Genomic DNA, 13,531 nt, shown 5'->3' on the forward strand with positions numbered 1-13,531 from the left:
GCGCCGGTGCCGCTGGAGGTTTACGCCGAGCGGGTGCGCGCCCAATCGGTCACCAACCAGGCGATCACGGCAAACCAGGTGCACGCGGCATTTGCCGACCTGGTGGTCCCCGAGCGCCTGATTGACCTGCTGGGCACGGCCGTCAATTCGGGGCGGCCGATTCTGCTGTATGGCCCGGCGGGCTCGGGCAAGACCTACTTGGCCGAGCGCTTGCAGCGCCTGATCACCGGCGCCGTGGCGATCCCCTACGCGATCAGCGTGCATGGCGAGGTTATCCGGGTCTTTGATGCGCAGTGCCATCGCCCGCTGGCGCTGGACGGCGCACCGCGCGCGGCACTGGACAACCGGGCCCGCCCCGACGCACGCTGGGTTTTGTGCGAGCGGCCCTGCATCGTGTCGGGTGGCGAGCTCACGCTCGAAATGCTCGACCTCAGCTTCGACGGCCGCGCCGGCTACTACGAGGCGCCGCCGCACTTCAAGGCCAATAACGGCTTGTTTATCGTGGACGACCTCGGCCGCCAGGTGATTGCGCCGCGCCAGTTGATGAACCGCTGGGTGGTGCCGATGGAGCGCCGCCACGACCACCTGATGCTGCGCAACGGCGGCAAGTTCACGATTCCGTTCGACATGGTGCTGGTGTTCTCGTCAAACCTGCGCCCGGCGCAGCTGGAAGACGCGGCATTCCTGCGCCGGCTGGGCCACAAGATCGCGATCACAGCCGTGTCACTGGCCGACTACGCACTGATTTTTGAGCGCGCCTGCGCGGCCGAGGGCATTGCCCACGACCCGGCAGCATTCCAGGCGCTGGTGGACGGCTATCACCGGCCGCAGGGTCGCCCGCTGCTGGCGTGTTACCCGCGCGACCTGCTGCACCTGATCGCCAGCCGCGCCCGCTATCTGGAGGTGCCGGCGAAGCTTTCCGTCGAACTGCTCGACTGGGCCTGGCAAGCATATTTTGGCAACGAGGCGCTGATTGAAGCGGCGTCTGAACCTGGGAGTCCATCATGAGATCACGTGGCATATTGATGCTGTTTATTGCGCTCATTGCGGGCTTGGCCGCGGTATTTCTTGCGACGCGCTGGATGCAGGGCCAGGGCGGCGACGGCGGCCGCATCGCGGTGGCGAACACCGACATCGAGCTCGGCGGGCGCATCTCGCCCGAGATGATTCGCATGGCCGACTGGCCCCTGGGTAGCACGCCCACCGGCGCCTACAAGGAGGCCGCCAAGCTCGAAGGCCGGGTTGTCCTGGTGTCGATGCAGCGTGGGGAGCCGCTCATTGAAGCGCGGCTGGCGCCAATCGGCACCAAGGGCGGGTTGTCTGCCGTCGTGCCGCAAGGCAAGCGCGCCATGACGGTGCGCGTGAACGATGTGGTTGGCGTGGCCGGCTTCGCGCTGCCGGGTACGTTCGTTGATGTGATGGTCAACACCCAGGATGAAGGCGGCCAGCGCAACGACCGTGATCACTCGGTCTCAAAAATCGTGCTCGAACGCATCCTGGTGCTCGCCGTGGCCCAGGAGGCCGACCGCGACTCCACCAAGCCCAGGGTGGTGAATGCGGTGACGCTGGAAGTCACCCCCAGGGACGCGGAGATGCTCGACCTGGCGCGCAGCGTGGGCACCTTGTCGCTGGTGCTGCGCAACCAGACCGATCCGAAGGGGGTCGCTGCCACGGGCGGCGCCACGAAGGCCGAATTGCTCGGCCTGGCCAAACCTGAAGCCGCCAAACCAGCTGTGACGCCATTGGCCCCGGCACGCCGTGTCGTGCGTCGCGTTGTCGCCCCAGCTGTGGCGGCTCTGCCTGCGGCGTCCAAAAATTGCGTTGAGATCATTCGTGGCCTGAGCAAGGTGACCGAGTGCTTCTGAATCATCACCCACAACAACACCAAACCGGGAGAATGCTGATGTCATCACCCTCACGCGCTATGGCCATCGCCAGCATGGCACTGGCAGCAGGCCTGACCTTTCCTGCGCCGGGCGCTACGGTACAGGCCGGCAAAGCGACGGCGGCGAAGCTGCCTGCGCCTGCAACTGCGCCTGCGCGCCAGGCGCTCTCAACGACCGCACTATGCTCGCGCGTCAACATTGCGCCCGCGGTGCTGATTCCGGTGGGTAAGTCGACCGTGTTGCGACCGAGTTCGCCCGTCACCCGCATCCTGCTGGGCAATCCCGAAAACGCGCGTGCCGCGCGCCCGGCCGAGACCCCCGATGGCAAGAAAGATGAAGGGGTCAAGACGCCGGCCATCAACACGCGCCCCGGCGTCGCCGATGTGGACGTGCTGTTGCTCGCACCGACCGAGGTTTACCTGCTCGGCAAGACCATCGGCACGACCAATGTGGTGATGCTTGACCGCGACGGCACCTGCACCGCCTTTGATGTTGTCGTCGCCATGGACACCATGGCATTGCAGGCGGTGATCGGCCAGCTGCTCCCCATCGAGAAAGAGGTCAAGGTCACATCGGCTTTCGATTCGATCGTGCTGTCAGGCATGGTCTCCGACACCGAAGCGTTGACACGGGTGACCGACCTCGCCAATGCCTATGTGCGCGGCCAGGATGGCGGCGGCCAGAGCAACCAGCGCGTTGTCAATATGCTGGAGGTGGGCGCGCCGCAGCAGGTGATGCTCGAAGTCAAGGTGGCCGAGATCTCAAAATCCTTGCTGGATCAGTTCGGCATCAATTTCTCCCGCGCCTATGTGCCGGGTGACGGTTCGATGATGCGATTTTTGTCGGGCATCTTCGGCGGCGCTGCCGGCGTCATGGGCCAGATCAGCAATACGGGACCCAACGGCGTGCCTTTCAGCTCGGTCGACGCGGTGATAGGCGGCACGGTGCCAATCGCAGGCGCCAGCGGTGGCAACGTGACGGTGACCTATGACGCCACCACGGGGCGGCCCACCTACACCACCAGCTACGGCACTGTACCGGGCCGCGGCGTGTCCAACACGACGCTGAACATGCAAAAGAACGATGGTCTGGTCAAGGTGCTGGCCGAGCCGACGATCATGGCCATCAGCGGGCAGACCGGCAGCTTCCTGGCGGGCGGCAAGATATTCATCCCGGTGTCGAAGGACAACGCTAGCGGGGGGAGCACCACCACGCTGGAAGAAAAGGAGTTCGGCGTTTCGGTCAGGTTCACGCCCACCGTGCTCGGTAGCGGGCGCATCAACCTGCGCGTGCGGCCTGAAGTGTCCGAGCTCAACGTTGCGGGCGTTCAGATCAGCAGCGGCGGCCTCAACGCGGTGCTGCCATCGTTCACCTCGCGCAAGGCCGAAACCACGGTGCAACTGATGGATGGCCAGAGCTTCGCCATCGGTGGCTTGATCAAGAACAACACCACGACCAACATCAGTGCCTTCCCGTTCCTGGGCGAGCTGCCGGTGGTGGGCGCACTGTTTCGCAGCACCGAGTTTCAGACTGACCGCTCGGAGTTGGTGTTCGTGATCACGGCGCGTCTCGTCAAACCGCTGCCAGTGGGCTACCGGCTGCCCACCGACGGCTACGTGCCGCCAAGCCGCAGCGAGCTGATTCTGGGCGGCAAGCTGGAGGGCCAGCGCACCGATGACGCGGCCAGCGGCGACAACCCCGCCCAAGGCGGCTTCGACAAGGAGAAAAAATAATGCGCGACTCAAACCTCATCGCCGCGGCGGTCTGCCTGCTGGCGCTTGGCGGCTGCGCCGCCACAGCCTCGCCCGACTGGGACGCCCGATTCGGCGACAGCGTGCGAATCCTGAAAGCGCAGCAGTTGATCGAGCCGGGCGCACCTGCACGACATGCGCAGGCGAGTTCACCCACCGACGGCCGCATCGCTCGCGAGGCGATGGACCGTCACGTCGAGAGCTACCGCAGCCCGCCGCCCACGACCGTGATCAACATCGGCGGCATCGGCATGGGGCGCTGAGCGCGACCAGACCGCTATCACAAAGGCGCCATCATGAATCGTTTGCCTTGCCGTCGCCCGCCAGTTCCTGGCCGTCGGTCGCGTCAGCGCGGCGCGGTGGCAATCGTGGTCGGACTGACGATCGTGGTGCTGATGGGCTTCGTCGGCCTGGCGCTTGATGGTGGGCACCTCTACCTCACCAAGACCGAGCTGCAGAACAGCGCCGATGCCTGCGCGCTGGCGGCGAGCTACGAGCTCACCGGGGCACCGGACATTCCGGCTGATGCCTTCAGTCGAGCCGAAGCAGCCGGCAAGACCGTGGGCGGGAAGAACAAGGTCGACTTCCAGGCTTCGGCCATCGCCAGCAGCGATATCGCTGTGTGCTTCGGCACTGCACTGAACGCCGGTATCGGTGCCTGTCCCAGTATCGGCTGGGTCAGTGCCGGGGCAGCGTCGCCCAGCTCGAAGTATGTGCGTTGCACGGTCACGCGCGGCGGCATCTCGCCCTGGTTTATGCAGGTGCTCGGCTTCGGCGACCAGACCGTCAGCTCGCTCGCAACCGCCTCGCTCGAACCGTCGCAATCCAACTGCGCGTTGCCGATGGCGCTGTGCACCCAGGGTGCGGCGCCCAACTATGGCTATTCGCCCGGTCAATGGGTGCCGATGGACTTCCAACAAAACGGGAACGGCAACAGCGTCAACAATTACACCGGCAACTTCCGCTGGATCGACTTCGATCCCAGCGCGCCAACGCCCGGGTGCTCGGGCGGGGGCGCCAACGAACTGGCCTGCCTGCTCGCCGGTGTCGGCCAGTGCAGCCTACCCGAGCCGACGAACGCGGCCTGCTCGAGCAGCGGCAACGCAAACCCGACGCCAGGCTGCGTCGGACAGACCGGTTCGATCAATTCGCTCGACAAGGCCTTCAATACGCGCTTCGGTGTGTATGCCAATGGCGGCGGTTATTCGCCGGCAACGGCTCCACCCGACTTCACCGGCAATGCCTACAGCACAGAGAACTGGACGTCAGGCAACAATGCCTATGCGGGAGTCGTGGCCGGACAGACGAACTTCAAGGACGCCCGCGCCGCGCACTTGCAAATCACCAATCCTGTTGCGGTGACTCCGCCCTTTTACAGCAACAACGACACGATCGCGACTCAGGTCCAGTACGCCGCCAATGGCGCTGATCGCCGGCTCGTTGTCGTGCCGATCGTCGACTGCAGCAGTTTTGTCGGTACCCAGCATGCGCCGGTACGAGCCTACGCCTGCGTGCTAATGCTTGACCCCTACCGTCGGCAGGGAAACGATGTGAAATCTCGGCTCGAATACCTAGGGCGTTCCGACATCCCGGGCAGCCCCTGCGCCACCTCGGGCATCGCCGGCGACGCCAGTTCACTGGGTCCGATGGTGCCGGCCCTGGTGCAATAGCGAATGCCCGACATGAAAAAGTTCACACTTCTTCATTCGTGCCAGCGGGGCGTGGCGGCCGTCGAGTTCGCCTTTCTCTTGCCACTGGTGTTGGTGCCAATGATCCTGGGCACGATCGAGCTAGGGCATGCGATCTACACCTACAACACGCTTGACAAGACGGTGCGTGACGCGGCCCGTCACCTGTCGCAGCATGGACCGGGCGACGCAGTCATCGCCGCCGAGGCCAAGTGCCTCGCCGTCACCGGCACCACCGACTGCTCGGGCTCGCCAGTCGCCCCCGGCCTGACGACCGGCATGGTGTTGATTTGCGACGCGAGTTCGTTAGATCCGACGATTTGCCCCCCGCATGCGAACCAGTCGACCGGTCTCGGGGCAATCAACCTGGTCACGGTCAGCATCCAGAACTACGCTTTCGACTCATTGGTCAAGTTCGTGATTCCGAAGGATTTCCCCTTCAACAACATCTCGGTCACGCTGAGGGCGCAACTGTGAACACAACCAACCAGCCTTCGCGCCAGCGCGGCGTCGCGGCGGTCGAGTTTGCGATTGTCGCGGCATTTGGGGGTCTCTTTCTTGCGCTGCTTGGCGCAATGGAGATGGGGCGCTTGCTCTGGACCTGGAACGCCGCCGTTGAGGCCACCCGACTGGGCGCGCGCCTTGCCGTCGTCTGCGATATAGATCGAAGCATGAATGCGCCGATCAAGTCACGCATGCACGACATGCTGCCGGCACTCACGAACGCCAACATCACGATCAGCTACATGAACCCTGCGAATACGGTTGATCCTTCTTGCACCAACGCCACGTGCAAAGCCGCCCGCGTGAGTTTGTCCGGCTTCGCCCATACCCTCATCATTCCCTTGCCGCTACCGCCGCTGACGTTGCCCCCCTTCAGCACAACGCTGCGCAAGGAGTTTATGAGTAGTACTGCCAACGAGGTGTGCCCGTGAAAATCAAGCTCATCACCCCTGACCCGTTCAACGCCGAGGCGTGGACCGATGTCCTGCGCGTTGAGCCCGCGTTCGATGTCACGCCGATTGTGTGTGCGTTGCGCGACGTGAAGGTGATTTTTAATGGCAGTCGCCCTGACCTCGTGCTGGTCGAGACCGCTACGCCACAAGACTTCGAGGCGCTTGAGGCGCTGGCCAATGCCCACCCCGAGATTGACTACGTGCTGGTCGGCAGCGAGCTTAGCCCCGAGTTTCTGTTGCGCGCCATGCGCGCCGGCGTGCGCGAGGTGCTGCCTTCGCCCGCGGCGCCGGAGGCGGTACTGGCGGCGCTGCGGCGCCAGTTGCGCAAACGCACGCCGTCTACCGCCTTGCCCGCCACGCACCACGCCGAGGTGCTCGCCTTGGTGTCGTGCAAGGGCGGCAGCGGGGCCACCTTTATCGCCGCCAACCTGGCCCATCTGCTGGCTGCGGGCGGGCAACGCCAGGTTGCGCTGATCGACATGAACCTCCAGTTTGGCGATGCTGCGCTTTTTGTCAGCAGCCAAACGCCGGTGAGCAACGTGGCTGATGTGGCGCGCAACATCAACCGGCTCGACGCCGACCTGTTGCGATCCTCGATGAGCGAAGTGGCGCCTGGCCTGTGGGTGCTGGCGGCGCCGGATGACCCGGCCCAGGCGACGGACGTGACGCCGCAGCATGTGCGGCAGATCGTCGAGCTGGCGCGCGAGATGTTTGACTTCGTGATCATCGATGTCGGGCGATCCTTGAGTTCGGTCACGCTGCAGGCACTGGATCTGGCCGACCGGGTCTACGCGGTGTTGCAACTGACGTTGCCTTTCATCCGTGACGGCAAGCGCCTGCGCAATGTGTTTCGCTCGCTTGAGTATCCCGCGCACAAAATTCAGTGGATCGTCAATCGCTACCAGAAGGGCAGCCAGTTCACCATCGAAGACCTGAAGAAAACGCTGGCGATCAACCAAGTGATCACGCTGCCGAACCACTATGAAGCGGTGGCGGCATCGGTCAACCAGGGGGTTCCGGTCGAGCGCATCGCGCCGAACAGCACGATCGCCAGGAGTCTTCGCGAGCTCGCTGAGAATATCGCGCCACCGCCCCTTGGCCAGGCCCGCACAGGCTGGCTGTCGGGTCTGTTCCACGGTGCACCGCAATGAAAGGAATGCCATGAGTTTGCGCGAAAGACTGGGGGCTGCGGCCCAAGGGTTCCCGCCAGCGGGCGACCCGGTGCCCGACGACGCGGGGGCGCCCACCCGCGCGTACCAGGATACCAAGGCACACATCCATCAGGTGCTGCTCGGGCGCCTGGACCTTGAGGCGATGGAAAACCTGTCGCCCGAGAATCTGAAGGAAGAGCTGCGCCAGATGGTTGAGCGCCTGCTGCTTGAAGAGAACCTGGTTCTCAACGCCAGTGAACGTCGCAATCTGGTGCGCGACATCCAGTACGAGATGCTCGGCTTCGGCCCGCTCGAACCCTTGCTGGCAGACCCCACGGTGTCGGACATCCTGGTCAACACCTACCGCCAGGTTTATGTCGAGCGCCGCGGACGGCTTGAGTTGACCGACATCAAATTCACCGACGACGATCACCTGATGAAGATCATTGACAAGATCGTCTCAAGAGTCGGGCGTCGCATCGACGAATCCAGCCCGATGGTGGACGCCCGCCTGCCCGACGGTTCGCGCGTCAATGCGATCATCCCGCCGCTGGCGATTGACGGCCCGATGCTGTCGATCCGGCGTTTTGCGACGGTGCCGCTGAAGCTCTCCAACCTGATCGAGTACCGGTCACTGTCAGACGAAATGGCGCAGTTCATCGGCGCCTTGTCGCAGGCCAAAGTCAACATTCTCATCTCGGGCGGCACGGGATCGGGCAAGACCACGCTGCTCAACATTCTGAGCGCCTTCATCGGCACGGCAGAGCGCATCGTGACCATCGAGGACGCGGCCGAGCTGCAGCTGCAGCAGCCCCACGTCGTACGCCTGGAGACGCGCCCGCCCAATATCGAAGGACGCGGCGAGGTGACGCAACGCGCGCTGGTGCGCAACGCGCTGCGCATGCGGCCCGACCGCATCGTCCTCGGCGAAGTGCGCGGCGCCGAGGCGCTCGACATGCTGCAGGCGATGAACACCGGTCACGAGGGATCGATGACCACCGTGCATGCCAATTCTCCGCGCGATGCGCTGGCGCGGCTGGAAAGCATGATTGCGATGGCCGGCGTGGACTTGCCCGCCCAGGCGGCACGCGCCCAGGTGGCCTCGGCGATCGGCGTGATCATCCAGGAGAGCCGCATGAGCGACGGCACGCGCAAGCTGACGAGTATCCAGGAGGTCACCGGCATGGAAGGCGAAACCGTGACGCTGCAAGAAATCTTCATCTTCAGGCAGACCGGTGTCGGCCCCACCGGTGCCGTGGAGGGGTACTTCATGGCAACCGGCGTGCGGCCGCGCTGCTGGGACCGCCTGATAACACGCGGCATCAAGCTGCCACAAACCCTGTTCGAGCCGGTGCGGCACGAAGTCTGAAGGAGCTGCCATGGACCTGTCTTTTGTACTCTTCGCGGTGGTGGCCTTTCTGGCCGTGGTGCTGGCGCTCGAAGGTGCGTACAACGTCTGGGCCTCGCGCAGCAGCCCCGAGGCCAAGCGCATAGCGACGCGGATCGAGGCGCTGGCCGGTGAGCCCTCGGCGCCGGCGAGCATCGAGCGCTCCCGGCAGCAGTCGCGCATGCCGCGTCTGGATGCCTTGTTGGGCGGCTTTCCCGCAGGCCAGCGCATGCAGCACTTCGTCACGGCTTCAGCGATGGCGGTCTCGGCGGTCGAGTTGATCATGATGTCGGCCGCACTGGGTGCATTCGGATTGTTCCTGCCGGCGTTGCTCGGCAAGCCGCTGATCTTCGGTGCGGTGCTGGGGCTGGGGCTGGCCGTGCTGCCCTGGTGGCGCGTCGCCAACCGGCGCCGCGGCAGGATTGAACGCATTGAGCGCCAGTTTCCCGAGGCGCTGGATTTGATGAGCCGTGCGATGCGGGCGGGCCATTCGTTCCCTTCCGCGGTCAAGATGGTGGCGGACGAGATGACCGATCCACTGGGGCACGATTTCCGTATCCTGTTCGACGAGATGAACTATGGCGTACCCACGAACGATGCGCTGGCGAATCTGGCCGAGCGCGTGCCGGTGCCCGATGTGAGCTACTTCGTGGTCGCCGTGATGATTCAGCGCGAGTCGGGCGGCAACCTCGCGGAGTTGCTTGACAAGATATCCCTGATCGTGCGCGAGCGTCTGAAACTGCTCGGCGAAGTTCGAACCCTGTCCGCCGAAGGCAAGCTGTCGGCCATCATCCTCACCGCCTTGCCCTTCGGCGTGGGGCTGGTCGTGAACCTCGTCAATCCGAAGTTCATGGCCGTGCTCTGGACCGACCCCGCGGGCTTGCGCATGGTCGGCGTCGCGCTTTTCATGATGCTGCTGGGCATTTTGTGGATGCGCAGCATCATCCGCATCCGGGTATGAAGGAGACACTCTGATGACACCGATCCAGCTCGCTTTTATTGCGCTCATCTTCGTCCTCGTCGTCGCCGGCGTTCTCGGCGTCTCCAGCCTGATGAACCCGAATGTCGCACGCCAGCGGCTGGTCGGGCTGGTGGCCGACGCCCCGCCGCGACCGCCGCTCGCGCATCGCTGGCTGCACTGGATCGCCGATGTGACGCGCCCCATCAGCAAGCTTTCGATGCCCGAGGAGGGCTTTGAGAAGTCGAGCCTCAAGCTGCGCTTTGCCCACGCCGGCATTCGCAATGCCAACGCGGCATCGGCGTTCTTTGGCATCAAGACGCTGTTGACCCTGGGTCTGCCCTTGGTCACGTTCGCGCTGCTCACGTTGTCAGGCTCGCCACTGAAAGGCAACACCTTGCTGCTCACCATGCTGGCGCTGGCCGCGTTGGGCTACTACGGCCCCAACCTGGTTCTGTCGCACCTGGTCATGGTCAGGCAGCGAGAAATATTCGAGTCTTTTCCTGACGCACTTGATTTGATGACGGTCTGCGTGGAGGCGGGTTTGGGCACTGAGGCCGCGATGATGCGCGTGGCCGATGACCTGCAATTCAAGAGTCCGGCACTCGCAGAAGAGATGCGTCTGGTCAACCTTGAGTTGCGAGCCGGCGCCGTGCGCGAGCGGGCCTTGCGCAACCTGGCCATACGCACCGGCGTCGAGGAGGTGGACGGTTTCGTCACCATGATCAGCCAGGCGGAACGGTTCGGTACCAGCATCGCCGCTTCACTGCGCATCCACGCCGACTTGCTGCGCACGCGCAGGCGCCAGCGCGCCGAGGAGGCCGCCGCCAAGATCGCGCTCAAGCTGCTGTTCCCGCTGATCTTCTGCATCTTCCCTTCGTTGATGGTGGTGCTGATGGGCCCCGCCATGATTCAGATTTATCGCGTTCTGTTGCCCACGATGGGCGGACACTGATTGGAGAATTTACGATGGACACCTGCCACCCTTGTTCAAGCTGTCATGCGCTCTCGGTGATGGCAATCGCCCTCGTCTTGACCGGTTGCGCCGCACCCGTGCCCACTGTCTGGCGCGTGGCGCCGAACTATCGCATCTCCAATTCAGGCCCGGACCGAGTCGCTGCCAACGGTTACATGGCGTTGGCGCGCCAATTTGAGGGCGAGCACCGCTGGCGTGATGCACGGGACGCCTGGCGCAAAGCCGCGCTCGAAGCGCCGAACAACGCCGACGTCATGAACGCGCTTGGCATGGCAGAAGCGGCTCAGGGGTTGTTCGGCAACGCGGTCGCGGCTTTGCGTCGCGCCGTGGCGCTGGCACCGCAGCGCGCGGCGCTGCTCAACAACCTCGGGTATGCCCTTTTGCTCGATGGACGCACTGACGAAGCGAAAGACGTGTTGCGGGAGGCACTGGTGCTTAATCCGGAGCATCGTCTGGCACGCAGCAACCTGAACCGCGTTGATCAGGTCGCGCTCAACGCAACCCCGCTTGCAACACCACCCAAGGACGCTTCCGCGACGTCTGAGCTTGCGGCATCGACCCAGGCACCGCAATTGCAGAGCGTACCCAACCTGGAGCCCATGCCACTGAGACAGGCCGGCTTGTCCGCTGTGGCAGCGGTGACGGTCCCGCCAATCGCGTCGCCCGCCGTCCCGGTTGCAGAGGCGCCGCCGACCGTGGCGCCAACGCCACCCGTCACAGGGCGCGCCCGCGAGGTGCTTCAACCGCGGGTCGAAATCGCCAATGGCAACGGCGTTGAAGGCATGGCCGCGTGGCTTGGGGGGTGGATGCGTGCGCGTGGTCTGGTGCAGCGCACCGCTCTGACCAATGCGCGGCCATTCAACACCGCGACCACGGTGGTGCAATACCGGGTGGGATATTTCGGCGCTGCGCAGGCATTCGCCGAGCGCATGCCGCATCCCGTCAAGCTTGCCTCCGAGCCGGGCGGTGCACTGGGTGCCGATATCAGGATCGTGCTTGGCCGCGACTATCGTGCTGCCGCCCCATGCCAGCGTCGCTGCCCAGGTTACGACGCGACGACTCTGGCTAAAATGGGCCTCTAGCCCCCGATGGATGGTCGTCTATAGCTATCAAATTTGTAGCGTAAAAGAGTCAACCCGAGCCAGCGGCCAGTGCTGCTGGTAGACCAGCGGCAGAGTGCTCAAGTTGTCTTGCAGCAGGGCGCCCACGGGCAGCGGGGTCAGCAGCAACTGCGCCAGTGACTTGACTTGATGCTTGGCCGTGCGCCGCAGGATATGGTGCGCCGTGATGTCGCGCGGCTGCGTCAGCCCCGCCGCCTGCACCAGCTCTTTGAGCGCGCGCAGGGTTTGCTGATGAAAGTTGTAAACGCGCTGCGCCTTGTCCGGCACCACCAGCGAGCGCTGGCGCAGCGGGTCTTGCGTGGCCACGCCCGTCGGGCACTGGTTGGTGTGGCAGTGTTGCGACTGAATGCAACCCAAGGCAAACATGAAGCCGCGCGCACTGTTGCACCAGTCGGCGCCGAGCGCCATCAGGCGCGCCATGTCAAACGCGCTGGTGACCTTGCCGGCGCAACCCAGTTTGATCTGCTCGCGCAGGCCCGCGCCGCGCAGCGTGTTGTGCACCAGCAGCAGGCCTTCTTCCAGCGGTGCGCCCACATGGTCGGTAAATTCCCGGGGTGCGGCGCCAGTGCCGCCCTCGGCGCCGTCCAGCACCATGAAGTCGGGCGTGATGCCGCTGGCCAGCATCGCCTTGACCAGCGCAAACCATTCCCACGGGTGACCGATGCAGAGCTTGATGCCGGTCGGCTTGCCCTCCGAGATGTCGCGCAGCCGCGCCACGAACTGCAGCAGCTCCAGTGGTGTCGTGAAGGCGCTGTGGGCGGCGGGCGACACGCAGTCCACGCCGGTGGGCACACCGCGGGCGGCGGCAATTTCGGGCGTGACCTTGATGGCGGGCAGCACGCAGGCTCCGCCTGCCTGGGCGCCCTGGCTGAGCTTGAGCTCGATCATCTTGACCTGCGGGTCGCGCGCCTGGTTGGAAAACTTGTCCGCGTTGAATGTGCCATCGTCATTGCGGCAGCCAAAGTAGCCCGAGCCAATCTCCCAGATCAGGTCGCCGCCGTGGACGCGGTGATGGCTGGAGATGGAGCCCTCGCCGCTGTCATGGGCGAAACCGCCGCGCCTGGCGCCGGCGTTGAGCGCCAGGATGGCGTTGGCACTCAAGGCGCCAAAACTCATGGCCGAGATGTTGAACACGCTGGCGCTGTAGGGCTGCGCCCGTTCGGCGCCGATGGTGAGGCGAAAGTCGTGCGAATCCAGGCGCGTGGGTGCCATGGAGTGGTTGAGCCATTCGTAGCCTTCGGCCTGCACTGCCAGTGAGGTGCCAAACGGGCGTTGCTCGAATTGGGCCTTGGCGCGCTGGACCACCAGGGCACGCTGGGCGCGTGAAAACGGGGCGGCTTGACGCTCGCTTTCACCCATGCCCTGGCCTGCTTCAGGCTGTAGATACGCCAGCATGAAGTGAAGATGGCCGACGATGGGGTAGTTGCGCAGCAGGGCGCGCCGGGTTTGCAGCAGGTCAAAAACACCAATGCTCACCAGCAGCAGAAACAGCAGCGCAAGTGCGGCCCCCTCACCCAAGGCCACCAGCGAAAAAATGGCCAGCAACAGGCCGAAGCCGCTCAGGCCAAAAACGGTGTAACGAACCGGAAAGATCGTATTCAGATAGTCGAGCATGGCGGCGCTCCTTTCAAGGCCACCATACTAGCCGCAATGCCTT

Annotated in this window: 13 protein-coding genes; 12 read left to right on the top strand and 1 reads right to left on the bottom strand. The window is 64.4% G+C overall.

What is annotated here, in order from left to right; genetic code table 11:
• The 12 genes from WA157_RS04370 to WA157_RS04425 all read left to right on the top strand — a co-directional run.
• The coding region (locus WA157_RS04370; protein WP_422619800.1) for an ATP-binding protein at window positions 1–1,008 on the top strand (1,008 nt) is incomplete at its 5' end.
• The gene (cpaB, locus tag WA157_RS04375; protein ID WP_422619869.1) at window positions 1,002–1,865 is read left to right on the top strand and encodes a Flp pilus assembly protein CpaB; all 864 of its coding nucleotides are present in this window, start codon (window positions 1,002–1,004) and stop codon (window positions 1,863–1,865) included. The genes WA157_RS04370 and cpaB, both read left to right, overlap by 7 nt.
• 38 nt (window positions 1,866–1,903) lie before the next feature.
• Window positions 1,904–3,619 (top strand): type II and III secretion system protein family protein, encoded by a 1,716-nt coding sequence (locus tag WA157_RS04380; protein ID WP_422619801.1) that lies wholly within the window; start codon window positions 1,904–1,906, stop codon window positions 3,617–3,619.
• Entirely contained in the window at window positions 3,619–3,900 is a 282-nt protein-coding gene (locus tag WA157_RS04385; protein ID WP_422619802.1) for a hypothetical protein, read from the top strand. The genes WA157_RS04380 and WA157_RS04385 overlap by 1 nt, the downstream gene beginning before the upstream one ends.
• Window positions 3,901–3,933: 33 nt before the next feature.
• Complete coding sequence (locus WA157_RS04390; RefSeq protein WP_422619803.1) at window positions 3,934–5,307, top strand: pilus assembly protein TadG-related protein; 1,374 nt, start codon at window positions 3,934–3,936, stop codon at window positions 5,305–5,307.
• A 12-nt stretch (window positions 5,308–5,319) separates the two neighbouring features.
• Window positions 5,320–5,802 carry a TadE/TadG family type IV pilus assembly protein gene (locus WA157_RS04395; protein WP_422619804.1) on the top strand — a complete coding sequence of 161 codons (483 nt, stop codon included), beginning with the start codon at window positions 5,320–5,322 and terminating at the stop codon, window positions 5,800–5,802.
• Complete coding sequence (locus WA157_RS04400; protein WP_422619805.1) at window positions 5,799–6,260, top strand: TadE/TadG family type IV pilus assembly protein; 462 nt, start codon at window positions 5,799–5,801, stop codon at window positions 6,258–6,260. The genes WA157_RS04395 and WA157_RS04400 overlap by 4 nt, the downstream gene beginning before the upstream one ends.
• The gene (locus tag WA157_RS04405; protein WP_422619806.1) at window positions 6,257–7,432 is read left to right on the top strand and encodes an AAA family ATPase; all 1,176 of its coding nucleotides are present in this window, start codon (window positions 6,257–6,259) and stop codon (window positions 7,430–7,432) included. Before WA157_RS04400 ends, WA157_RS04405 begins: the two co-directional genes overlap by 4 nt.
• Window positions 7,433–7,442: 10 nt before the next feature.
• Entirely contained in the window at window positions 7,443–8,801 is a 1,359-nt protein-coding gene (locus tag WA157_RS04410) for a CpaF family protein (protein WP_422619807.1), read from the top strand.
• A 10-nt stretch (window positions 8,802–8,811) separates the two neighbouring features.
• On the top strand, window positions 8,812–9,780 hold the full coding sequence (locus WA157_RS04415; RefSeq protein WP_422619808.1) for a type II secretion system F family protein: 969 nt from the start codon (window positions 8,812–8,814) through the stop codon (window positions 9,778–9,780).
• 13 nt (window positions 9,781–9,793) lie between these two features.
• Entirely contained in the window at window positions 9,794–10,732 is a 939-nt protein-coding gene (locus WA157_RS04420; RefSeq protein ID WP_422619809.1) for a type II secretion system F family protein, read from the top strand.
• A gap of 59 nt (window positions 10,733–10,791) precedes the next feature.
• Complete coding sequence (locus WA157_RS04425) at window positions 10,792–11,835, top strand: tetratricopeptide repeat protein (protein ID WP_422619810.1); 1,044 nt, start codon at window positions 10,792–10,794, stop codon at window positions 11,833–11,835.
• Window positions 11,836–11,862: 27 nt separating this feature from the next.
• Here the strand turns inward: WA157_RS04425 and WA157_RS04430 are convergent, their stop codons facing one another.
• A complete protein-coding gene (locus WA157_RS04430) occupies window positions 11,863–13,488 on the bottom strand; it encodes an FMN-binding glutamate synthase family protein (protein ID WP_422619811.1) in 1,626 nt (541 codons plus the stop codon).
• Window positions 13,489–13,531 lie beyond the last annotated feature (43 nt).

The sequence above is a fragment of the Rhodoferax ferrireducens genome (assembly GCF_049302455.1).
GTDB classification, from domain to species: Bacteria; Pseudomonadota; Gammaproteobacteria; order Burkholderiales; family Burkholderiaceae_C; genus Rhodoferax; species Rhodoferax ferrireducens_B.